The organism is Streptacidiphilus cavernicola (assembly GCF_042510955.1).
GTDB classification, from domain to species: Bacteria; Actinomycetota; Actinomycetes; order Streptomycetales; family Streptomycetaceae; genus Streptacidiphilus; species Streptacidiphilus cavernicola.
This window is the reverse complement of sequence record NZ_JBHFAB010000007.1, coordinates 302,423-323,814: the sequence shown is the minus strand read 5'-3', so window position 1 is coordinate 323,814 and position 21,392 is coordinate 302,423. Positions and strand designations below refer to the sequence as shown.

The 21,392-nt window shown below is 71.6% G+C and carries 19 protein-coding genes; 9 read left to right on the top strand and 10 right to left on the bottom strand.

Going from position 1 to position 21,392, the window contains the following annotated elements:
• Nucleotides 1-38: 38 nt before the first annotated feature.
• Nucleotides 39-719 carry a PAQR family membrane homeostasis protein TrhA gene (trhA, locus tag ACEZDE_RS12730; RefSeq protein WP_380535670.1) on the bottom strand — a complete coding sequence of 227 codons (681 nt, stop codon included), beginning with the start codon at nucleotides 717-719 and terminating at the stop codon, nucleotides 39-41.
• A 253-nt stretch (nucleotides 720-972) separates the two neighbouring features.
• On the opposite strand from trhA, the gene ACEZDE_RS12725 reads away from it, so the two are divergent.
• Nucleotides 973-2,805, top strand: coding sequence for a phosphoenolpyruvate carboxykinase (GTP) (locus tag ACEZDE_RS12725; protein WP_380535668.1), 1,833 nt, complete (start codon nucleotides 973-975; stop codon nucleotides 2,803-2,805).
• A 52-nt stretch (nucleotides 2,806-2,857) separates the two neighbouring features.
• On the opposite strand, the gene ACEZDE_RS12720 is transcribed toward ACEZDE_RS12725, so the two are convergent.
• From ACEZDE_RS12720 to ACEZDE_RS12710, 3 genes are all read right to left on the bottom strand, one after another.
• Complete coding sequence (locus tag ACEZDE_RS12720; protein WP_380535666.1) at nucleotides 2,858-3,298, bottom strand: SCO4983 family protein; 441 nt, start codon at nucleotides 3,296-3,298, stop codon at nucleotides 2,858-2,860.
• 105 nt (nucleotides 3,299-3,403) lie between these two features.
• A complete protein-coding gene (locus ACEZDE_RS12715; RefSeq protein ID WP_380535664.1) occupies nucleotides 3,404-4,618 on the bottom strand; it encodes a pyridoxal phosphate-dependent aminotransferase in 1,215 nt (404 codons plus the stop codon).
• A gap of 11 nt (nucleotides 4,619-4,629) precedes the next feature.
• Nucleotides 4,630-5,388, bottom strand: coding sequence for a hypothetical protein (locus tag ACEZDE_RS12710; RefSeq protein WP_380535662.1), 759 nt, complete (start codon nucleotides 5,386-5,388; stop codon nucleotides 4,630-4,632).
• Nucleotides 5,389-5,555: 167 nt separating this feature from the next.
• Between ACEZDE_RS12710 and ACEZDE_RS12705 the strand changes: the two genes are divergently transcribed.
• Nucleotides 5,556-7,022 carry a cellulase family glycosylhydrolase gene (locus ACEZDE_RS12705; protein WP_380535660.1) on the top strand — a complete coding sequence of 489 codons (1,467 nt, stop codon included), beginning with the start codon at nucleotides 5,556-5,558 and terminating at the stop codon, nucleotides 7,020-7,022.
• On the opposite strand, the gene ACEZDE_RS12700 is transcribed toward ACEZDE_RS12705, so the two are convergent.
• Both ACEZDE_RS12700 and ACEZDE_RS12695 read right to left on the bottom strand, forming a co-directional pair.
• On the bottom strand, nucleotides 7,009-8,649 hold the full coding sequence (locus ACEZDE_RS12700) for an N-acyl-D-amino-acid deacylase family protein (RefSeq protein WP_380535659.1): 1,641 nt from the start codon (nucleotides 8,647-8,649) through the stop codon (nucleotides 7,009-7,011). The genes ACEZDE_RS12705 and ACEZDE_RS12700 overlap by 14 nt on opposite strands.
• Nucleotides 8,649-9,932 carry an alanine racemase gene (locus ACEZDE_RS12695; protein WP_380535657.1) on the bottom strand — a complete coding sequence of 428 codons (1,284 nt, stop codon included), beginning with the start codon at nucleotides 9,930-9,932 and terminating at the stop codon, nucleotides 8,649-8,651. The genes ACEZDE_RS12700 and ACEZDE_RS12695 overlap by 1 nt, the downstream gene beginning before the upstream one ends.
• 104 nt (nucleotides 9,933-10,036) lie before the next feature.
• Between ACEZDE_RS12695 and ACEZDE_RS12690 the strand changes: the two genes are divergently transcribed.
• Both ACEZDE_RS12690 and ACEZDE_RS12685 read left to right on the top strand, forming a co-directional pair.
• Nucleotides 10,037-10,432 (top strand): RidA family protein, encoded by a 396-nt coding sequence (locus ACEZDE_RS12690; RefSeq protein WP_380535655.1) that lies wholly within the window; start codon nucleotides 10,037-10,039, stop codon nucleotides 10,430-10,432.
• A 41-nt stretch (nucleotides 10,433-10,473) separates the two neighbouring features.
• Nucleotides 10,474-11,097, top strand: a complete 624-nt coding sequence (locus ACEZDE_RS12685; protein ID WP_380535653.1) for a prepilin peptidase — start codon at nucleotides 10,474-10,476, stop codon at nucleotides 11,095-11,097.
• Nucleotides 11,098-11,112: 15 nt separating this feature from the next.
• Here ACEZDE_RS12685 and ACEZDE_RS12680 read toward each other — a convergent pair whose 3' ends face one another.
• Nucleotides 11,113-12,663 (bottom strand): chitinase, encoded by a 1,551-nt coding sequence (locus ACEZDE_RS12680; protein ID WP_380535651.1) that lies wholly within the window; start codon nucleotides 12,661-12,663, stop codon nucleotides 11,113-11,115.
• A gap of 210 nt (nucleotides 12,664-12,873) precedes the next feature.
• A complete protein-coding gene (gene mgrA / locus ACEZDE_RS12675) occupies nucleotides 12,874-13,914 on the bottom strand; it encodes an L-glyceraldehyde 3-phosphate reductase (protein WP_380535649.1) in 1,041 nt (346 codons plus the stop codon).
• 154 nt (nucleotides 13,915-14,068) lie between these two features.
• On the opposite strand from mgrA, the gene ACEZDE_RS12670 reads away from it, so the two are divergent.
• The 4 genes from ACEZDE_RS12670 to ACEZDE_RS12655 all read left to right on the top strand — a co-directional run bounded on the left by ACEZDE_RS12670 (nucleotide 14,069) and on the right by ACEZDE_RS12655 (nucleotide 19,165).
• The gene (locus tag ACEZDE_RS12670) at nucleotides 14,069-14,863 is read left to right on the top strand and encodes an isoprenyl transferase (protein ID WP_380535647.1); all 795 of its coding nucleotides are present in this window, start codon (nucleotides 14,069-14,071) and stop codon (nucleotides 14,861-14,863) included.
• Between the two features lie 152 nt (nucleotides 14,864-15,015).
• Entirely contained in the window at nucleotides 15,016-16,347 is a 1,332-nt protein-coding gene (locus ACEZDE_RS12665; RefSeq protein ID WP_380535645.1) for a PhoH family protein, read from the top strand.
• Nucleotides 16,348-16,754: 407 nt separating this feature from the next.
• The gene (locus tag ACEZDE_RS12660) at nucleotides 16,755-17,423 is read left to right on the top strand and encodes an aggregation-promoting factor C-terminal-like domain-containing protein (protein ID WP_449341706.1); all 669 of its coding nucleotides are present in this window, start codon (nucleotides 16,755-16,757) and stop codon (nucleotides 17,421-17,423) included.
• Between the two features lie 290 nt (nucleotides 17,424-17,713).
• Nucleotides 17,714-19,165: an AI-2E family transporter gene (locus ACEZDE_RS12655; protein ID WP_380535643.1), complete on the top strand. Its 1,452-nt coding sequence runs from the start codon at nucleotides 17,714-17,716 to the stop codon at nucleotides 19,163-19,165.
• Nucleotides 19,166-19,226: 61 nt separating this feature from the next.
• On the opposite strand, the gene ACEZDE_RS12650 is transcribed toward ACEZDE_RS12655, so the two are convergent.
• Entirely contained in the window at nucleotides 19,227-19,760 is a 534-nt protein-coding gene (locus ACEZDE_RS12650) for an alkyl hydroperoxide reductase (protein WP_380535641.1), read from the bottom strand.
• 3 nt (nucleotides 19,761-19,763) lie between these two features.
• Nucleotides 19,764-20,318, bottom strand: coding sequence for a peroxiredoxin (locus ACEZDE_RS12645; protein WP_380535639.1), 555 nt, complete (start codon nucleotides 20,316-20,318; stop codon nucleotides 19,764-19,766).
• Nucleotides 20,319-20,457: 139 nt separating this feature from the next.
• Here ACEZDE_RS12645 and ACEZDE_RS12640 point away from each other — a divergent pair, with 139 nt between their 5' ends.
• Nucleotides 20,458-21,372: a LysR substrate-binding domain-containing protein gene (locus ACEZDE_RS12640; RefSeq protein ID WP_380535705.1), complete on the top strand. Its 915-nt coding sequence runs from the start codon at nucleotides 20,458-20,460 to the stop codon at nucleotides 21,370-21,372.
• The last annotated feature ends 20 nt before the right edge of the window (nucleotides 21,373-21,392 follow it).

Genomic DNA, 21,392 nt, shown 5'->3' with positions numbered 1-21,392 from the left:
AAAAGATTGGAGGTGTCAATATTGGATGGAAGGCGGGGTCAGGCCAGCGCCGTGTAGGCGATCAGCGAGACGCCGACGTACTGCACCGTGAAGGCGGCCAGCGTGCAGAGGTGGAACACCTCGTGGAAGCCGAACCAGCGGGGCGACGGGTTGGGCCGCTTGATCCCGTAGATCACCCCGCCCGCGCTGTAGAGCAGTCCGCCGACCACCAGCAGCACCACCACCGCGATGCCGCCGGTGCGCAGGAAGTCGGGCAGGAAGAACACCGCGGCCCAACCCAGGGCCAGGTAGCAGGGGGTGTAGAGCCAGCGCGGCGCGCCGACCCAGAAGACCCGGAAGGCGATCCCGGCCAGCGCGCCGATCCAGACCAGCCAGAGCAGCAGCTGCTGCCGTCCGCCGTGCAGCAGCAGGATGGTGAACGGGGTGTAGCTGCCGGCGATGATCAGGAAGATGTTGCTGTGGTCCAGCCGCCGCAGGACCGCCTCGCCGCGCGGCCCCCAGGTGAAGCGGTGGTAGAGCGCGCTGATGCCGAACAGCATCCAGGCCGACGCGGAGTACACGGCGCAGGCGATCCGGGCCCGTTCCGATCCGGCCAGGCAGATCAGCACGATTCCGGCGGCGACGGACGCGGGGAACATCCCCGCGTGCAGCCAGCCGCGCAGCCGGGGCTTGACGGTGTCGGCGGCGGCGGTGCCGCTGGCCAGGACGTTGTCGGTCATGGGCTCAGCGTACCTACGGCACCGTAGGTTACCGATGGGTAGAGGGTGTCGCGAAGGTGTGAATCGTCACTCATGCGCGGCCCGCATTCCACCCATGTCGGCATTCGTCGCCCTACTCGGAAGTAGCCCTGTGGCCTGGGTCACTTTCGCCGCTCGGGGGCGGTATGTCGCTTTATGAATATCGGCGTTACGCTGCCAGAACCCTCAACAACGCCACCGGATCAAGGACGATTCGGTGCGAAACGGAGCGATCGTGTCGTACGAGAACTCTGCCCTGTCCACCTCCGCGCCCACGCAGCACAAGCGATTGCTCGCCTGGGTCCAGGAGATCGCAGAGCTCACCCAGCCCGACCGGATCGAGTGGTGCGACGGCTCCGAAGCCGAGTACCAGCGCCTGTGCGAACTCCTGGTCGACAAGGGGACGTTCACCCGGCTCAATCCCGAAAAACGACCCAACTCCTACTACGCCGCCTCCGACCCCAGCGATGTCGCCCGGGTCGAGGACCGTACCTTCATCTGCTCGGAGCGCGAGCAGGACGCCGGACCCACCAACCACTGGAAGGCCCCCGCGGAGATGCGGGCGGTCTTCGGGGAGCTCTTCGAGGGCTCGATGCGTGGTCGCACCATGTATGTCGTCCCGTTCAGCATGGGACCGGTCGGATCCCCTCTCGCCGCGTGCGGCGTCGAGATCACGGACTCCGCCTACGTGGCCGTCTCCATGCGGGTGATGACCCGGATGGGACAGGCGGTGCTGGACCACCTCGGCGAGGACGGCGACTTCGTCAGGGCCGTGCACAGCCTGGGCGCGCCGCTCGCCGAAGGGCAGCAGGACGTCTCCTGGCCCTGCAACGACACCAAGTACATCTCGCACTTCCCGGAGAGCCGCGAGATCTGGTCCTACGGCTCCGGCTACGGCGGCAACGCGCTGCTCGGCAAGAAGTGCTACGCCCTGCGGATCGCGTCGACCATGGCGCGGGACGAGGGCTGGCTGGCCGAGCACATGCTGATCCTCAAGCTCACCCCGCCGGCCGACGCGGCCGGTCCGGGCGAGCCGGTCTACGTCACCGCCGCGTTCCCGAGCGCCTGCGGCAAGACCAACCTGGCCATGCTCCAGCCCACGATCCCGGGCTGGACGGTGGAGACGGTCGGCGACGACATCGCCTGGATGCGCTTCGGCGCGGACGGGCGGCTGCACGCCATCAACCCGGAGTTCGGCTTCTTCGGGGTCGCCCCCGGCACCGGCGCCGACACCAACGCCAACGCGGTCGAGTCGATGTGGGGCAACACGGTCTTCACCAACGTCGCGCTGACCGACGACGGCGACGTGTGGTGGGAGGGCCTCACCGAGGAGCCCCCGGCGCACCTCACCGACTGGCGCGGGAACAGCTGGACCCCCGAGTCCGGGACCCCGGCCGCGCACCCCAACGCGCGGTTCACCGTCCCCGCCTCGCAGTGCCCGATCATCGCTCCGGAGTGGGAGGACCCGGCCGGGGTGCCGATCTCGGCGATCCTCTTCGGCGGACGCCGCGCCAGCGCGGTCCCGCTGGTCACCGAGTCCTTCGACTGGCAGCAGGGCGTCTTCCTCGGCGCCAACGTCGCCAGCGAGAAGACCGCGGCGGCCGAGGGCACGGTCGGCGAGCTGCGCCGGGACCCCTTCGCCATGCTGCCGTTCTGCGGCTACAACATGGGCGACTACTTCGCCCACTGGGTGAAGCTGGGGCAGCAGGCGGACCCGGCGAAGCTGCCGAGGATCTACTACGTGAACTGGTTCCGCAAGAACGCCGACGGGAAGTTCGTCTGGCCCGGGTTCGGCGAGAACAGCCGCGTGCTCAAGTGGATCGTCGGACGGCTGCGCGGCACCGCCGAGGGCGTGGAGACGCCGATCGGCGTGCTGCCGACCCGCGCGGCGCTGGACCTGGACGGCCTGGACCTCGACCCGGCCGACCTGGACCTGCTGCTCAGCGTGGACCCGGAGATCTGGCGGCAGGAAGCCGCGCTGGTCCCCGAGCACCTGGAGCGGTTCGGCGAGCACATGCCGAAGGAGCTCTGGGCCGAGTACGACAAGCTGGTCGCCCGCCTGGCCTGACCCGTCAGGAGCCCGGCTGCTCAGGGGATCGGCCCTCGGGAGCCGGGCCCGGTCAGGAGCCCAGCAGGGAGAGTGCCGCCGCGTGGGCGTCCATGCGGCGGCACGCCAGCATCGCGGTCGCGGTGTCCTGCCGGGCCGCGGCGACCACCAGCAGCCGCCCGGCCAGGGCGTGCGCGTGGTCGTGCAGCTCGGCCGGGGAGCGGCCGGAGTCGCGGTCGGCCTCGGAGCGCAGCACCGCGGCGGTCGGCGACAGCGCGCTGATCCTGGCCGCGATCTGTTCCAGCGCGGCGTCCAGCTCGGCCCGGCGCGCGGGGTCGGCGGTGCGCCGCCGGACCGCGGCGGTGGCCGCGTGCAGCGCGGCCAGATGGCCGGTGAGCTGCGAGCCCGCGGCGGCGCCCGGCCCGTCCGGGAGCCGGTCGTGCAGGCTGCTGTTGTGGGCACGGGCCGGCGGATGCCGACGGGTGCCGGGGGCGGTCTTGGGCTGCTCGTACATGCGGCGCCCCCTCGGGGCCGGTGGAGAAACGTTGGCGGGACACCATCCTAACTTGGACCCAGTCCAAACTGGATGGTGTCCACATAGTGTCCACGTGGTGTCCCGCTACGGCTGCTTGTAGCCGTCCAGGAAGGTGCCGATGCGGGTCACCGCGTCGGTCAGCTCCTCCGCCCGGGGCAGGGTGACCAGGCGGAAGTGGTCCGGATCGGGCCAGTTGAAGCCGGTGCCCTGGACCACGAAGATGTGCTCCTGCTTCAGCAGGTCCAGCACCAGCTGGGCGTCGTCCTTGATCTTGTGGACCTTGGGGTCGAGCCGGGGGAAGGCGTAGAGCGCGCCCTTGGGCTTGACACAGGAGACGCCGGGGATGTCGTTGAGCAGCTTCCAGGCGGCGTCGCGCTGCTCGCGCAGCCGTCCGCCGGGGAGGATCAGGTCCTTGATGGACTGCCGGCCGCCGAGCGCGGCGGCGATCGCGTGCTGGGCCGGCATGTTGGCGCAGAGCCGCATGTTGGCCAGGATGCTCAGGCCCTCGATGTAGCTGCGGGCGTGCTCCTTGGGGCCGGAGATGGTCATCCAGCCGGACCGGAACCCGGCCACCCGGTAGGCCTTGGACAGGCCGTTGAAGGTGACGCAGAGCAGGTCGGGGGCGAACAGCGCGGTGGGGGTGTGCGTGGCGTCGTCGTAGAGGATCTTGTCGTAGATCTCGTCCGAGTAGACGATCAGGTTGTGCCGCCGGGCGATGTCGGTCAGGCCGCGCAGCAGCTCGTCGTCGTAGACCGCGCCGGTGGGGTTGTTGGGGTTGATCACCACGATGCCGCGGGTCCGGTCGGTGACCTTGGCCTCGATGTCGGCCAGGTCCGGGTACCAGTCCGCCTGCTCGTCGCAGCGGTAGTGGACCGCGGTGCCGCCGGCCAGGCTGACCGAGGCGGTCCACAGCGGGTAGTCGGGGGCCGGGACCAGCACCTCGTCGCCGTCGTCCAGCAGCGCCTGCATCGACATCTGGATCAGCTCGGAGACGCCGTTGCCGATGTAGACGTCGTCGACCGTCAGCTCCTCGAAGCCGCGGTCCTCGTAGTGCATCACCACCGCGCGGCGGGCTGCCAGCAGGCCCTTGGAGTCGCCGTAGCCGTGGGCGTTGGCGAGGTTGCGCAGGATGTCCTGCAGGATCTCCGGCGGTGCCTCGAAGCCGAAGGGCGCCGGGTTCCCGGTGTTCAGCTTCAGGATCCGGTGCCCCTGCTCCTCCAGGCGCATGGCCTCGTCGAGGATGGGTCCGCGGATGTCGTAGCAGACGTTGGCGAGCTTGCTGGACTGGATTACCTGCATGGATCCGTACCCTACGGTGCGGCGTTGCCGGCCGCCCTGTGATTTTCGTCGTGGAGCGGTTCGAGTCGCCGGACCGACAGCTCGGCCCGTCCGCCGCCGCGCCAGCTCCTGATCTGCTCGGCGGCCGGTTCGACCAGGTAGACCAGCACCAGCCGGCCGCTCTCCACCCACCACTCCCTGGCCCGGTCCACCGCCGCGGTCGGCAGCACCGCGAAGACCGCGGCCAGGCCGGGTATCCAGCCCAGCAGCAGGCACCACAGCGCGCCGAAGCCGGCCCCGAGCGCCGGGTAGCCGAAGTAGGCCAGCGGGCCGCCCTGCACGGTCCTGGCCACCACCAGGCCGCGGAAGGCGCCGGAGACCGCGCCGCCGAGGATCAGCGCGCCCCAGCCGACCAGCAGCCGGTGCAGCCGCCCCGAGCTGGGGTAGCCGCGGCGGTGCCGGGCCAGCGTCCGGGCGACCGTGCCGACCAGCAGCAGCGCCGCGAAGTCCTCGCAGCCGAGCGCGGTCCAGCCCTGGTCGGCGAACGGGACGAAGCGGAAGCCCGGCAGCAGGAACGGCACCCCCAGCGCACTGGGCACCAGCAGGTAGCCGTGATGGGACGTCACCCAGAACAGCATCGGGTCGAGGCCGAACAGCAGGACCATCAGCAGCGTCACCAGGCCGCCCGCGAAGGCGACCCGGCGGCCCGTCAGGAACGCCGCGGCCGCGCGCCGGAGGGCGCGCACCGCGGCGTCGCGTATCCGGGGGTACGGGGGCTGGATCATGGCCATGGGCGGACTCTAGCCGCCGCCGGGAGTCCGGGCGGCGATTCCCCCTGCCCGGAACCCGTTCGGTACCTTGGCACGGGGATTTCGGTACCGAATCCGGACAATCGCCGGAGCAGGGGTAGGGTTCCCGCGATCTAGGATCTCCTGGATCGGCACGATGGGGGCGGGGCATGGGGATGGCACGGCTGCGGCGACGGCTGGTGGACCTGGTGGTTCTGGTCTGCGCGGTGGGGCTGTTGGCGGCCGTGGGGCCCAACGGCCCGACCGGCGGCAGCGGTTCAGGGCCGTGGCATGAACGATTCATCACGGACGCACAGGGTCGTGCACTGATCCTGTACGGACTGAACACGTCCGACAGCGCGAAGAACTCGGCCGACGGAATGCCGTGGATCAAGCAGAGCGACGTCGCCGCGGAATACCACGCCCTCGGTACCGATTTCGTGCGCTATCTGATCCAGTGGAGCCGGGTCGAGCCGTCCCCCGGGGTGTTCGACCGGCACTACCTGGCCGAGGTGGCCCAGCGGGTCGCCTGGTACAAGGCCCAGGGCTACCTGGTGCTGCTGGACATGCACCAGGACGAGTACGGCGCGGCCGTGGGCGGCGACGGCGCCCCGGCCTGGGCCACCGACGGCGGCAGCAGCCCGTCCGCCGCGACCAAGGGCCCGTGGACCGCGGCCTACACCCAGCCCGCCGTGGTGCACGCCTTCGACGAGTTCTGGGGCACCCGGCCGGACCACCCGGAGTACCAGCAGCAGTACGCGGCGGCCTGGACCGCGGTGGCCGAGTACTTCGTGGGCAACGACGCGGTCCTCGGCTACGACCTGATGAACGACCCCTGGGGCGGCTCGGTGCAGGGCCCGGCGTTCGAGACCGGTCCGCTGGCGGCCTTCTACCGGCGCACCATCGCCGCGGTCCGCTCGGTGGACGCCAACCACTGGCTGTTCGTCGAGCCGGCCGCGATCTCGGCCGGGTCCTCCCTGCCCAGCGCGCTGCCCAGGCTGGACGACCCGCGGCACGGCGGGGCCAGGATCGGCTACGCGCCGCACCTCTACCCGCAGCCGCTGGACGACGGCGGCTCGTACACCGGCAGCACGGCCTTTCTGACGGACCGCTTCCTCGCCTCCTGGACCATCCAGGTGGAGCGCACCGCGCGGCGGATGGACGCCCCGGTGCTGCTCGGCGAGTGGGGCCTGGACACCAGCGGCGACGGCGCCCACCTCTACATCGACAAGGTGCAGACGGTGCTGGACCAGATGATGGTCGGCGGGGCGATGTGGTCCAGCGATCCGGGGCCCTGGTCGCCCTGGACCAAGCCGGGCGTCGAGGCCCCGATCGCGGCGGTGATCGCCACCGCGTACCCGCGGGCCATCGCCGGGACGCCGGTGTCGTTCATGTACGACAAGTCCACCCTGGCGCTCACCGTCAGCTGGAAGGACGCCCCCGGCGTCACCGGCAGCACCGACGTCTACCTGCCGCCGGGCGACTTCCCGAACGGCGGGGACGTCGAGGTCAACGGCAACGGCACTCCGGTGACCGCGTGGAACGCGAGGACCCGCATCCTGTCGGTGACCGTACCCGCGCAGTCCGGGCTCACCCACACGCTGACGGTCACCCCGGCCAGCCTCAAGCAGAACTGACGACCCGTCGGACCGAGCGCCCGGGGGTGGCGCCGGTGCGCCGGTGGTCGTCGATCACCGGCGCACCGTCCACCAGCACGAACGGGATGCCGACCGGCGGCGTCCGCGGCTGCGGGTAGCTCGCCCCGGCGGCGACCGTGTCCGGGTCCAGCAGCACCAGGTCGGCCCGGTGGCCGGTGCGGACCAGGCCCCGGTCCGGCAGCCGCAGCCGCCGGGCCGGGCGGGCGCTGAGGTGCTCGACGCACTCGGCCAGGCCGAGCACGCCCTCCTCGCGGACGTAGTGGCCCAGGTAGCGCGGGAAGGTGCCCCAGGCCCGGGGGTGCGGCCGGTCCCCGGTCAGCAGCCCGTCGCTGCCGCCGGTGTGCGCCGGGTGCCGCATGATGGTGCGGACGTTCTGCTCGTCCCCGACGTGCTGCAGGATGGTGGTCCCGAGGCCGTCGTCGCGGAGCAGGCCGATGTACGCGGCGAAGGGCTCCATCCGCTCCCGGTGCGCCAGTTGACTGATCGTCAGGCCCACCGCCGAGCGCAGCTCCGGGTTGCGCACCCCGCTGACCTGCACCGTGTCCCAGTCGGCGACCACCCCGTGGCAGCCGTCCGAGCCCTGCTGCTCCAGTGCGGTGCGGATCGCCGCCAGCGCGGCCGGGTCGGCCAGCCGGGCCAGGGTCTGCTCCGGGCCGCCCGCGGCGGCCCAGCCGGGCAGCAGCGCGGCCAGCGTGGTCGACCCCGGCAGGTAGGGGTAGCTGTCCAGGGTCAGGTCCACGCCGTCGGCCAGCGCGGCGTCCAGCAGCGCCGTCAGCTCGCCCGCGCGACCGGCGTTGACCTGGAAGTTCATGGTGGCGTGGGCCAGGTGCAGGGCGCAGCCCGAGCGCCGGGCCAGGTCGGTCATCTCGGCGTAGGCCTCCAGCGCGTGCGCGCCGTAGGAGCGGTGGTGCGGCGAGAAGTAGCCGTCGAAGGCGGCCACCGTGCGGCACAGCGCCAGCAGTTCGTCCGTCCCCGCGTACATCCCGGGGGAGTAGCTGAGCCCGGCCGACAGGCCGACCGCTCCCTCGGTCAGCCCGCGGGCCAACTCCTTTTGCATCCGCGCCAGTTCGGCGGGGGTGGCCGGGCGGTCCTGCCAGCCGAGCACCAGTGCCCGCAGGGTGCCGTGCGGGACCAGGTAGGCGGCGTTGACGGCGATGCCCTCGCCGTCCGGGCCCGCGTCCAGCCGGTCCAGGTAGTCGCCGACGCTGCGCCAGGACCAGTCGAGCGCGTCCGGATCGCCGTTCCAGCCCGCGAGTTGGCGGCGCAGGCCGGGCAGGGTGCTGCCGTCGACCGGGGCGTAGGACAGGCCGTCCTGGCCGAGCACCTCCAGGGTGACCCCCTGGGCGGCCTTGGCCTGGTGCGCCGGGTCGGTGAGCAGGGCCAGGTCGGAGTGCGCGTGCATGTCGACGAAGCCGGGGGTGAGCGCAAGGCCGTCGGCGTCCACGGTGCGGACCCCGGGCGGGGCGGTGGGGCGCGGGCCCGAGCCGCCCTCGCGGTGGATCGCCCCGATCCGCCCGTCCCGTACCGGTACGTCGGCCCGGTACGGGACGCCGCCGGAGCCGTCCACCACCAGCGCGCCGCGGATCAGCAGGCTGCCGCCGGGCATCAGAAGAAGGTGCGGATGTAGTCGGCGACCGTGCCGTCCGCCTCGACCTCGGGGATCAGCTGCCACTTCTCGAAGGCGGTGCAGGGGTGCGACAGGCCCAGCGCGACCCAGTCGCCGACCTCGATCGCGGCCCCCTCGTCCCCCTCGGCCACCGTGACGAAGGCATGCTGGTCGGCCAGCTTGTCGACGGTCAGCCCGGTCGCCTCCCTGGAGTGCCCGGTGGCCGGGTCGCGGACCAGGACCGGCACCGGCAGGCCCAGGTCGTAGGGGAGGTCCCGCTTGCCCGCGTTCAGCAGGGCGAGGCCCGGCTCGGGCCGGGAGACCACCTGCGCCCACAGCCGCAGTGCCGGGTGCAGGGTCACCGCGGGCGCGTGCAGCGGGGTGATCTCCGCGTAGTGGACGTGGTCGTGGGTGACGTAGGCGCCGCTGCGCAGCAGCCGCAGGGTCGGCCGGGACAGCGGCAGCGCCTCGGCCGTCAGCGCCTCGGCGACCAGGTCGAAGTGCTCGCTGCCGCCGGCGCTGACCACGATCTCGTCGGTCCCGGCGAAGTGGCCCGCGGCGTCGGCGCGTCGGGCCAGCTCGACCAGCTCGGCCAGCCAGCGGCGGATCGGCGCGCGGTCGGCGCCCCGGTCGATGGTGCCCTCGTACCCGGCCGCGCCGACCAGCCGCAGCCGCTCGCTGGACGCCACCCGGGCGGCCAGCGCCAGCGCGGCCTCCACCCCGCGGACGCCGGTGCGCGCGCCGTCCGCGCCCAGCTCGACCACCACGTCCACCCGCCGCCGGGCGCCGGCCGCGGCCAGGGCCTGCTCCATCAGGGCGACCCCGCGTTCGGAGTCGACGTAGCAGACGAAGCCGAAGCCGGGGTCGGCGTCCAGCTCGGCGGCGAGCCAGGCCAGCGCGGCGGCGTCGACCAGCTCATTGGCCAGGAAGATCCGCGGCACCCCGAACGCCCGGTACATCCGGACGTGCGAGGGGACGGCGGCGGTGATCCCCCAGGCGCCGAGGTCCAGCTGCCGCCGGTAGAGCTGCGGGGCCAGCGGGGTCTTGCCGTGCGGGGCGAAGGCCAGGTCGTGCGCGGCGCTCCACCGGGCCATCAGCTCCAGGTTGTGCCGCAGCGCGTCGGCGTCCAGGGTGAGCAGCGGGGTGGTGAAGCCGTCCTGGAACAGGTTCACCCGGGCCGCCGTCAGTTCGGCGACGGTGCACCCCTCGCGGCCGGGCGGCAGGCCCTTGAAGCGCCAGTCGACGACGGTGCTGCCGAGGTGCTGCAGGGCGGCGGGGTCCATGGTGCTCCTGGATAGTACCTGTTGCGTTCAATGCAACGCCTATTGCATATCCTGCCTCAGCCGGGGTTCGTCCGTACAGCCCCACGATCTTGAGGAGCACCACCGTGAGCAAGACCGTCGTCCGCACCGACCAGGCGCCCACGCCGATCGCCAGTTTCTCCCAGGGTGTCGCCAAGGGCGGGCTGCTGCAGGTCGCCGGGCAGGTCGGCTTCGACCCGGCGACCGGCCTCCCGGTCGGGCCGGGGCTGCGCGAGCAGATCGACCGGACCCTGCGCAATGTCGAGGCGGTGCTGGTCGCGGGCGGGTCCGGCTGGGCCGACGTGGTCATGATGCGGGTCTACCTCACCGACACCGCGCACTTCGCCGAGCTGAACGCCGCCTACGACGCCTGGTTCGCCGAGGCCCTGCCCGAGGGCGGGTACCCGGCCCGCACCACCGTCTACGTCGGGCTCCCGGCCGGGCTGCTGGTCGAGATCGACGCCCTCGCCGTCACCGGCTGACGGTAGCTTGGGTCCCGCACCGGCAGGAGGGGGAGAGGGCTGTGGGCGGGACCTACGCGTTCGTGGTGGTGGTCGGCTGCGGCCTCGGTGCGGCGCTGCACCGGCCGGCCCGTACCGAGGCGGCCCGGTTCACCGAGGCGCTGCCCCCGCCGTCCCGGGTGCTGCTGTTCTCGGCCGCCGCGCTCGGCGCCACCGCGGCGGCCTGCGGCTACCACTGGCACGTCCTGGCGCTGCTCTGGGCGGCGGCCTGCGCGGTGCCGCTGACGCTGATCGACCTGGCCGAGCACCGGCTGCCGCGGCGGCTCACCTACCCGTCCGCGGCCGGGACGCTGCTGCTGCTCGGCGCGGCCCGGCTGCTCGGCGACCGCACCGGCTCGCCGCTCTACGCGCTGTGTGCCGCGGCCGGGCTCTGGGCGGTGTTCTGGGTGATGTCGTTCCTGCTGCCGTTCGGCGGCGGCGACGCGACGCTGGGACTCACCGTCGGCGCGGTGCTGGGCTGGTACGGCTTCCGCACCCTCTTCGAGGGCGTCTTCCTGGGCTTCCTGCTCGCCGGGCTCTGGGGAGCAGGAAAGCTCGTCGCGCGCCGGGCGGGGCGTCGCGACGAGCTTCCCTTCGGTCCCTTCCTGCTGCTGGGCGCCCTCCTGGCGGTGGCGCTCAGCAGCTAGCGGCAGGTCCGGTCACTACGGCATGGCGTGTGCGAACGCGCCCTCGTTCAGCGCGAACTGGTTGCCGTTGGAGGCGTCCCACGCGGTCGACCAGGTCATCACGCCACCGATCGACGGCCACAGCGTGGTCGGCTTGAAGGTGCCGCAGTTGGTGCCCTTGGCCAGGCAGTTGAGCGCGTTCTCGACCACGCTCGGGGAGACGTAGCCGCTGCTGGCCGCGCTGGCCGAGGCCGGGACGCCGATGCCGACCTGGCTCGGGCTCAGCCCGGCCTGGATCGCGGTGCAGGCCAGCGTGGTGATGAAGTCGACGGTGCCCTGGGAGTAGACGCCGCCGTCACAGCCGTTCATCGAACCCGAGTTGTAGTACTGGGTGTTGACGATCGTCAGGATGTCCTTGACCTGCAGCGCCAGCGCCAGGTAGTCCGATCCGGCGCTCAGCATGTCGATCGTCTGCGGGGCCATGGTCAGCACGAAGCCGGAGCCGGCCTTCGACGCCAGGGAGTGCAGCGCCTGGCCCATGTAGGTCGGGTTGACGCCGTTCTCCAGGTCGATGTCGACCCCGTCGAACCCGTACTGCTGCATCAGCGCGTAGGCGCTGTTGGCGAAGTTGGTGGCGGCGGTGGAGCTGGCGACGCTGATGGTGCCGTTCTGGCCGCCGACCGACAGGACCACCTTCTTGCCCGCCGCGTGCTTGGCCGCGATGTCCGCCTTGAACTGGGCGTCGGTGTAGCCGCCCAGCTTGCTCTGCAGGGTCGGGTCCAGCGAGAAGGTGATGCCGCCCGGGTTGGCCGGGTCGGTGTTGGCGAAGGCGACCGCGATGATGTCGTACGCCGAGTTGACGTCGCTGATCCGCTGGTCGGTCGCGCCGTTGTCGAAGTCCTGCCAGTAGCCGGTCACCAGGTGCTTGCCGTTGCCGGGCGGGGTGGTGGTCGGCGGGGCGGTCGTCGGCGGCGTGGTGGTGGGGGGCGCGCTGGTCGGCGGCTTGGTGGTGGGCGGGGCCGTGGTCGGCGGCGTGGTGGTCGGGGGTGCGGTGGTCGGCGGGGCGGTGGTCGCCCCGGCGGCGCCGCTCAGCACCACGTCGTCGGCGTAGTAGGTGGCCTGGCCGTACCAGCCGTGCAGGTAGACGGTCACGCTGGTGGTCGACGCGCCGGTCTTGAAGGTGGTGCTGAGCTGGTTCCAGGAGCTGCTGTTGGACCAGGTGCTGACGTCGGTGGTGCCGTCGCCGCTGGTGCCCAGGTAGACGTACGGGCCCTGGACCCACGCGCTGAGCGAGTACGAGGAGTTGGGCTGCACGCTGATGGTCTGGGTGCACTGCGCGTCCAGGCTGCCGGCCGGGGTCGCGGCCAGCGCGTGGGAGCCGGTGTGCACCGGGCTGCTGGTGACGGTGGCGGTGCCCGCGTCGCAGGACCAGTTGGAGAGCGTGCCGGTCTCGAAGCCGGGGTTCGCCACCAGGTTGGTGGTGTCGGCGCTGGCGCCGCCGGTGAAGGCGACCAGTCCGGCGAAGCCGAGTCCGAGAGCGGTGGCACAGGCGGTGACTGCGCCTATGGCGCGGCGGGGAGAGCCCATGGGGATCTGTCCTCAATGTGGGGGAGGGGAAGACAGCAAGTGACGCTTGACCCACAAGTTGGACTAGACCAGTTCCGCTGTCAAGGGTGCCCGTGCGCTCTTAAGGTCCCGTTAAATCGATTCCGACCAGGCACGTTGATCCCAAAAAGGTACAGACCGCACATGGAAAGCGATCTTCCACATGCGGTCTGTGAGTGAGTCGGCCTTCGCTCAGCCTTCGCTGGAGGCGGCCCAGATGTTGATGTCCGCCTCGGTTGCGTAGCGGTCGATCTCCGCCAACTCCCCGTCGGTCAGCGGCTCGCCCTGCACCGCGGCGACATTGCTCTCCAACTGCGCCACCGACGACGCGCCGATCAGCGCCGAGGTCATCCGCGGGTCGCGGAGCAGCCAGCTCAGCGCCAGCTGGGCCAGCGACTGGCCGCGCTTGGCAGCGATGTCGTTCAGCGCCCGCAGCTTGAACAGGGTCTGCTCGTTCAGCGCGGCCGGGTCCAGCGACTTGCCCTGCGCGGCCCGCGAGTCCTCCGGGATGCCGTGCAGGTAGCGGTCGGTCAGCAGCCCCTGCGCCAGCGGCGCGAAGCCGATGCAGCCGGCCCCCTCCGCCTCCAGCACGTCCAGCAGGCCGTCCTCCTCGGTCCAGCGGTTCAGCATGGAGTACGAGGGTTGGTGGATCAGCAGCGGGACGCCGAGGTCGCGCAGGATCGCCGCGGCCTTGGCGGTGTTCTCCGCGCTGTAGGAGGAGATGCCCGCGTACAGCGCCTTGCCCTGGCGCACGGCCTGGGCCAGCGCGCCCATGGTCTCTTCGAGCGGGGTCTCCGGGTCGAAGCGGTGCGAGTAGAAGATGTCGACGTAGTCGAGGCCCATCCGGGTCAGCGACTGGTCCAGGCTTGCGGTGAGGTACTTGCGCGAGCCCCACTCGCCGTACGGGCCCGGCCACATGTCATAGCCGGCCTTGGTGGAGATGACCAGTTCGTCCCGGTACGGGCGGAAGTCGTCGGCCAGGTGCCGGCCGAAGTTGGTCTCCGCCGCGCCGTAGCCGGGGCCGTAGTTGTTGGCCAGGTCGAAGTGGGTGATGCCGAGGTCGAAGGCCCGGCGCAGGATCGCCCGCTGGGTCGCGAACGGCTTGTCGTCGCCGAAGTTGTGCCACAGGCCGAGCGAGATCTCGGGCAGCTTCAGTCCGCTGCGGCCGGTCCTGCGGTAGGTCATCGAGCCGTGGTAGCGGGTCTCGGCGGCCCGGTACGGAGCTGGGATCATCGGGGTGTGATGCCTCTCGTGCGAACAGCGGGGGACTCATTTTGTCAGCTGGTTGAACAATAGTCTTGACCAGCTGATGGTTCACGACCCCTGACGCGTCCGGAGTAGGCTGAAACATCGGGGGCGGGAGCTTTTCAGAGGGGCAAAGAAAACCATGGACCTGGGTAGGGTGATCCGCCGTACGCCGGTGCTCCGGCAGCTGACCTACGGCCTGTACGGACGTCGGGTCGAGGCGCATCTGGACCGCGGCCGGGTCCCCCGCCACGTCGGCGTGATGCTGGACGGCAACCGCCGCTGGGCCCGCGCCGCCGGGATGTCCACCGTGGACGGGCACCAGAGCGGCGCCGACAAGATCCCGGACTTCCTCGGCTGGTGCGACGAGGTCGGCGTCGAGGTGGTCACCCTGTGGATGCTCTCCACCGACAACCTCAACCGCCCCGCCGACGAGCTGGTCCCGCTGCTCGGCATCATCGAGGAGGCGGTGCGCGACCTGGCCGCCCCCGGCAGCAACTGGAAGGTGCACCCGGTCGGCGCACTCGACCTGCTGCCGGACCGGCTGGCCGGGGTGCTCAAGGACGCCGCCCAGGAGACCGCCGACCACACCGGCGTCCTGGTGAACGTCGCCGTCGGCTACGGCGGCCGGCACGAGATCGCGGACGCCGTCCGCAAGCTGCTGCAGGAGCAGGCCGCGCTGGGCACCTCGGTGGAGCAGCTGGCCGAGATGATCGACGTCGAGCAGATCGCCCGGCACCTCTACACCAGCGGCCAGCCCGACCCCGACCTGGTCATCAGGACCTCCGGCGAGCAGCGGCTCTCCGGCTTCCTGCTGTGGCAGAGCGCGCACTCGGAGTTCTACTTCTGCGAGGCCTACTGGCCGGCCTTCCGCAAGGTCGACTTCCTCCGGGCGCTGCGCGACTACGCCGCCCGGAACCGCCGCTACGGCGGCTGAACAGCCGGTGACGATCCGTCGGCAGTTCGGTGGAGGTCGGCATGGGTTGGCGGAAGCCGGGGAATAACCGGGTCAGACCGTGACCCCGGCCATCAGGGCCCGGGGGACCGGTGAGCCGCGGACGACAGCAGGTCGTCCGCCCGGGAGGCCCTGTGGTCAGTTCCAAGAGCCGCCGGAGTTTGCATGACCGGCGCACGTACGTCCTCGACACCAGCGTGCTGCTGGCCGACCCGAACGCGATGACCCGCTTCGAGGAGCACGAGGTCGTGCTCCCGCTGGTGGTGGTCACCGAGTTGGAGGCCAAGCGGCACCACCCGGAGCTCGGCTACTTCGCCCGGCAGGCGCTGCGCCTGCTGGACGACTTCCGGGTCCGGTACGGCCGGCTCGACGCGCCCATCCCGGTGGGCGACGTGGGCGGCACGATCCGGGTCGAGCTGAACCACTCCGACCCCTCCGTGCTCCCGGCCGGCTACCGGCTGGGCGACAGCGACAGCCGGATCCTGGCGGTCGCCCGCAATCTGCAGGCCGAGGGGTACGACGTCACCGTCGTCTCCAAGGACCTGCCGATGCGGGTGAAGGCCAGCTCGGTGGGCCTGCTCGCGGAGGAGTACCGCGCCGAACTGGCGATCACCTCCGGCTGGACCGGGATGACCGAGCTGGCCGTCTCCGGCGAGCAGGTGGACGCCCTCTTCGGCTCCGAACGCGGCGAGACCCACGACTTCCCCGATGTGCGCGACCTGCCGGTGCACACCGGCCTGGTGCTGACCTCGGAGCGCGGCAAGGCCCTGGGCCGGGTCACTGCGGACGGCGGGGTGCGCCTGGTGCGCGGCGACCGGGAGGTCTTCGGCCTGCGCGGACGCAGCGCGGAGCAGCGCATCGCGCTGGACCTGCTGCAGGACCCGGACGTCGGCATCGTCTCGCTCGGCGGCAGGGCCGGCACCGGCAAGTCCGCGCTGGCGCTCTGCGCCGGTCTGGACGCGGTGCTGGAGCGGAGGCAGCACCGCAAGGTGATGGTCTTCCGGCCGCTGTACGCGGTGGGCGGGCAGGAGCTCGGCTACCTGCCGGGATCCGAGTCGGACAAGATGAGCCCCTGGGCCCAGGCGGTGTTCGACACCCTCTCCGCGGTGACCACGCCGGACGTGATCGAGGAGGTGCTCTCCCGGGGCATGCTCGAAGTGCTGCCGCTCACCCACATCCGCGGGCGCTCGCTGCACGACGCCTTCGTGATCGTGGACGAGGCGCAGTCGCTGGAACGCAACGTGCTGCTCACGGTGCTGTCCAGGATCGGCCAGGGCTCGCGGGTGGTGCTCACCCACGACGTGGCGCAGCGTGACAACCTGCGCGTGGGCCGGTACGACGGCGTGGTCGCGGTGGTGGAGAAGCTGAAGGGCCATCCGCTGTTCGCGCATGTGACGCTGAACCGCTCGGAGCGTTCGCCGATCGCGGCGCTGGTCACCGAGATGCTGGAGGACATCCAGCTCTGACGGAGGGTCCGAGGAACGCCGCCGCCCCGGCTCCGGGGCGGCGGCGTTCCGTATGCGTCCGGCCCGCTCAAGGGCAAAGTTTTCCGATCGTAACCGTGGGCCCAGCCGTCCCACAGGGGATCAGTCGAACTTTCCGCCCCATCCACCATGTGAGGTTCGACACGTTGGCGGGAATTGCGTCAGCGGGTCCGGGTCGGGCATGGTGTGGGTTCTGTCAGGCCCCGCTTGCGGTATGACTGGGCACCAGTTGGCAGTCAGCCGTGAGCCGCCCGAGCACCACGGCGCTCCCGCCCCCGCGGGAACGCCCCGGGCCCGTGCCTCCCGTGACCAGCTCATGGGGGAGGCCAGCGTCAGGGGCGGAGATCGTCCGTGCGGTCACCATGCGGGCGACGCTGGAAGGAAACCGCGTGAACCGGATCTCGGTACGGGGTGTGGCTGTCGCATCGGCCACCGCCGTCACTGCTGTCGGAGCTGTCGTCGGCGCTGCCTCGGGCAGTTCCGCCCAGCCGAGCAACCAGGCCTCCGACATCGCAGGATCCACTCTTCTCGCCGACATCCCGTCCGGCGCGCAGGCGCAGACGATCAGCGACAACATCAGCGCGCAGGCCACCGCGCAGCAGGCTGACGCTGACGCCGCCGCGCAGAAGGCCGCCGCGGAGAACGCCCGGCTGAAGGCCGCCAGCGCGGCGAAGGCCAAGGCAGCCGCGGACAAGGCCGCGAAGGACCACGCCGACGCCGTGGCCGCCAGCCGTGCCGCCGCGCGCGCCACGCTCGCCCAGAACTTCAGCCCCGGCTCGGTCCAGGCGATGGCGCTGGCGATAGTCGGCCAGGCCCAGTACCAGTGCTTCAGCAACATCGTCACCCGTGAGAGCGGTTGGAACTACACCGCGACCAACCCCAGCTCGGGTGCGTACGGCCTGGTCCAGGCCCTGCCGGGGAGCAAGATGGCCTCGGCCGGCGCCGACTGGCGGACCAACCCGGAGACCCAGATCAAGTGGGGTCTGAACTACATGAACGTCCGCTACGGCAGCCCGTGCGACGCCTGGGCCTACTGGCAGGTCCACCACTCGTACTGACCCGCGGGTGCGCCGCTCTGCGAGCGCACCGGTCCGCGAGCAAGTCGAAGCCCCCGATCCCTGTCCGATCGGGGGCTTCTGTACTTCTCCCACGGAACCGGCCGCCGTGTGCGGAGCGGCCTCGTGTGGGGTCGTCCCCCGGCGTTCCCGGAACTAAACCCATTTGGTCAAGAATGACCTGATTTTCCCATGTTCGCCTGGTCACGGCCCCGGTATGTCCCTGCAATCCCTCGCGCGGCACCCGGTAGCGTTCGGACTGGAAGCAGCGGGGCGGAAGGGGTGGGACAGCCATGGAGCGAGACGGCAGAGGAGCACGGCCGGTCGCGGCCTGGGCGGCGGTCACGTCGCGCCTCGCCGCACGGCTGGAGCGCCGTCGGCACGAGGCCGAGCACGCCGTCGAGGCCGCCGAGCACCGCAACGACCCGCCGCCGCTCCCGGCCGCCTCCGGCCCGCTCGACACCGGCACGCTCGACGTGGTGCCGTTCCCGGCCCGGCCGAGCACCCCGGCCGAGGCGGTGCCGTGGAGCCTGCGGGTCTCCGCCGAGGTGATCTGGCGGCTGATCGTCCTCGGAGTCGGCCTCTACATCCTGTTCCGGGTGGTGCAGACGCTGCGGATCGTGGCGCTGGCGTTCGTCGCCGCGCTGCTGATCGCGGCGCTGCTCCAGCCGACCGTGGCCTGGCTGCGCCGGCACGGGCTGCCCAGGGCGCTGGCCGCGGTGGTGACCTTCCTCAGCGGGCTGGTCGGCATCGGCCTGGTCGGCTGGTTCGTCGGCTGGCAGGTCAGCACCAATCTGAACCAGGTCACCGACCACATCCAGTCCGCGATCACCCAGATCCGGAACTGGCTGACGCACGGTCCGATGCACCTGACGGACAAGCAGATCAACCAGTTCGCCCAGCAGTTGTCCAATGCGGTGGGCAGCAACAGCGACCAGATCACCTCCTTCGGCTTCTCCACCGTCAGCATCGTCATCGAGATCCTGACCGGGGTGTTCCTGGCCGCCTTCTGCACCTTCTTCCTGATCTACGACGGCGAGCGGATCTGGGGCTGGGTGCTGCGGCTGTTCCCGCCGGAGGCCCGGCTGGCCATGGCCGGCGCCGGGCCGCGGGCCTGGTCCACGCTCACCGCGTACGTCCGCGGGACGGTGCTGGTGGCGTTCATCGACTCGGTGTCCATCGGCATCGGCATCTACCTGCTGGGGGTGCCGCTGGCGGTGCCGATCTCGGTGCTGATCTTCCTCGGGGCGTTCGTGCCGCTGGTCGGCGCACTGGTCACCGGCACCATCGCGGTGCTGATCGGCCTGGTCACGCATGGTGTCTTCACCGCGCTGATGGTGCTGGTGGTACTGCTGGTGGTGCAGCAGATCGAGGGCCACCTGCTGCAGCCGCTGATCCTGGGCCGCGCGGTGCGGGTGCACCCGATCGCGGTGGTGCTCTCGGTCACCGTCGGCTCGGTGGTCGGCGGGATCGGCGGCGCGGTGGTCGCGGTTCCGCTGGTCGCGGTGACCAACAGCACCGTCGGCTACCTCCGCGCCCGCCAGCACGCGGGCGAGGACGTCCGGGCAGCGCTGGTCGCGGCGCAGCACGCACAGCAGGTGGAGCAGGCGCAGCAGGCCCAGCAGGCGGCCCAGGGGAGCAACGGGGGCGGCGGCGGCAACGGCGGTCATGGCCACGGAGGCAACGGGGGCGGCAACGGCGAGCCCCCGCCGGGTTCCGGCGGGGGCTCGACCGCCGCGGGCTGACCGGCGGGGCGGGGGCACGCGGCAGGGCGCCCGGCAGGGCGGGACCGCGGGGCGGGGGGCGTCAGCCCTGGATCCGGTCCTCGGCCTCCAGGGTCACGCCCACGGCCTGGACCACCGCCGCGATCCGGATCGCGGCCTGGACCGTCTCCCGGTCCACCCCGGCCCGGCGCAGCACCTGCTCGTGCGAGTCCAGGCACTGGCCGCAGCCGTTGACCGCGGAGACGGCCAGGCACCACAGCTCGTAGTCGACCTTGTCCACCCCCGGGTTGCCGAGGACGTTCATCCGCAGCCCGGCCCGCAGCGTCCCGTACTCCTTGTCGGAGAGCAGGTGCAGGGTGCGGTAGTAGACGTTGTTCATCGCCATCATCGCGGCGGCCGACTTGGCCGCGGTGTACGCCGCCGGGCTCAGCTCGGCCTTCGCCTGCGGCTCCAGCTCGGCCAGCACCCGCGCGCCGCGCGAGGCGATGGCGCAGGCCAGCACGGTGCCCCAGAGCTGCTGCGCGGGGAGGTCGGAGTTGCCGATCACCGAGCCCAGGTTCAGCTTGAGGTCCTTGGCGTACTCGGGCAGCGCGGCCTTCAGCTCGTCGAGGGCCATCGGTCACTCACCGGCCAGCAGGGCGACCGGGTCGAGCGTGCTCTCGCCCTTGGTCCAGTTGCACGGGCACAGCTCGTCGGTCTGCAGCGCGTCGAGGACCCGGAGGACCTCCTTCGGGTTACGGCCGACCGAGCCCGCGGTCACCATGCTGAACTGGATCTCGTTGTTCGGGTCGACAATGAACACCGCGCGCTGGGCGGTGCCGTCCTCGGCCTCCACGCCGCAGTCGCGCATCAGCTCGTGCTTGACGTCGGCCAGCATCGGGAAGGGCAGGTCGCGCAGGTCCTTGTGGTCCTTGCGCCAGGCGTGGTGCACGTACTCGGAGTCGCCGGAGACGCCGAGGATCTGCGCGTCGCGGTCGGCGAACTCCTCGTTCAGCTTGCCGAAGGCGGCGATCTCGGTGGGGCAGACGAAGGTGAAGTCCATCGGCCAGAAGAAGACGATCCGCCACTTGCCCTCGTAGGACTTGTGGTTGACCGGGGCGAAGGCCTTGTCGGCGTCGAGGTCGACGCAGGCGTTCAGGTCGTACGCGGGGAACTTGTCACCGATGGTGAGCACGTTCGCTCCTTCAGGGCTGAGAGTGAGGGTTTTCGTCCGGGTTGTGCGGGGTTCGCCCGCTACCGGACAAGATCACCGTTTCACGCCGGGTACTGATCAGGGAAATAGCTAGACTCGCATCCGTTGATCGGAGTGAGCTATCAGTAAGACCCGCCTCCCCACCCTCTCCCAGCTGAGGGCCTTCGCCGCGGTCGCCGAGCACCGGCACTTCCGGGACGCCGCGGCGGCCATCGGCATGAGCCAGCCCGCGCTGTCCGGAGCGGTGGCCGCGCTGGAGGAGGTGCTGGACGCGCAGCTGGTCGAGCGGACCACCCGCAGGGTCATCATCACCCCGCTGGGGGAGCGCGTGGCCGAGCACGCGCGCGGCATACTGGCCGGGCTGCACGCCCTCGCCGACGAGGTCGAGGCCTCCCGGCGGCCGTTCACCGGGCCGCTGCACCTCGGCGTCATCCCCACCGTCGCGCCGTACCTGCTGCCGGTGGTGCTGAAGCTGGCCCGGGACAGCTACCCGGAGCTGGAGCTGCACATCCACGAGCAGCGCACGCCGCGGCTGCTGGAGGGGCTCGGCTCGGGGCGGCTGGACGTGCTGCTGCTGGCGCTGCCCGGCGGTCCGGGGATGGTCGACATCCCGCTCTACGACGAGGACTTTGTCCTGGTCACCCCGCCCGAGCACGCCCTGGCCGGACGGGACGACGTGCCCAGGGACGTGCTGCTCGACCTGGAGGTGCTGCTGCTCGAAGAGGGGCACTGCCTGCGCGACCAGGCGCTGGACCTCTGCCGCGAGGCCCCCGGCGGCGCCCGCGCGGCCGGGCTGCCGACCCTGGTGCAGCTGGTCGCGGGCGGCCTCGGGGTCACCCTGCTCCCGGCGACCGCGGTCGCCGTCGAGACCGGCCGCTCGCCGCGGCTGGCGGTGGCCCGCTTCGCCGACCCGGCCCCCGGCCGCCGGATCGGCCTCACCCACCGTCCCGGCTCGGCCCGCACCCCCGAGTACCACCGGCTCGCGGCAACCCTGCGCGACGCGCTGCGCGCGCTGCCGGTGCGGATAGTCTGCTGACGACTGACGAGGAGGTGCGG

Excerpts from the sequence above, each read along its gene's own strand:
- ACEZDE_RS12670 (WP_380535647.1), top strand. The coding sequence starts at position 14,069 with ATGGACCTGGGTAGGGTGATCCGCCGTACGCCGGTGCTCCGGCAGCTG.
- trhA (WP_380535670.1), bottom strand. The coding sequence starts at position 719 with ATGACCGACAACGTCCTGGCCAGCGGCACCGCCGCCGCCGACACCGTC.
- ACEZDE_RS12710 (WP_380535662.1), bottom strand. The coding sequence starts at position 5,388 with ATGGCCATGATCCAGCCCCCGTACCCCCGGATACGCGACGCCGCGGTG.
- ACEZDE_RS12720 (WP_380535666.1), bottom strand. The coding sequence starts at position 3,298 with ATGTACGAGCAGCCCAAGACCGCCCCCGGCACCCGTCGGCATCCGCCG.
- ACEZDE_RS12695 (WP_380535657.1), bottom strand. The coding sequence starts at position 9,932 with ATGGACCCCGCCGCCCTGCAGCACCTCGGCAGCACCGTCGTCGACTGG.
- ACEZDE_RS12650 (WP_380535641.1), bottom strand. The coding sequence starts at position 19,760 with ATGGCCCTCGACGAGCTGAAGGCCGCGCTGCCCGAGTACGCCAAGGAC.
- ACEZDE_RS12715 (WP_380535664.1), bottom strand. The coding sequence starts at position 4,618 with ATGCAGGTAATCCAGTCCAGCAAGCTCGCCAACGTCTGCTACGACATC.
- ACEZDE_RS12705 (WP_380535660.1), top strand. The coding sequence starts at position 5,556 with ATGGGGATGGCACGGCTGCGGCGACGGCTGGTGGACCTGGTGGTTCTG.
- mgrA (WP_380535649.1), bottom strand. The coding sequence starts at position 13,914 with ATGATCCCAGCTCCGTACCGGGCCGCCGAGACCCGCTACCACGGCTCG.
- ACEZDE_RS12680 (WP_380535651.1), bottom strand. The coding sequence starts at position 12,663 with ATGGGCTCTCCCCGCCGCGCCATAGGCGCAGTCACCGCCTGTGCCACC.
- ACEZDE_RS12655 (WP_380535643.1), top strand. The coding sequence starts at position 17,714 with ATGGAGCGAGACGGCAGAGGAGCACGGCCGGTCGCGGCCTGGGCGGCG.
- ACEZDE_RS12700 (WP_380535659.1), bottom strand. The coding sequence starts at position 8,649 with ATGCCCGGCGGCAGCCTGCTGATCCGCGGCGCGCTGGTGGTGGACGGC.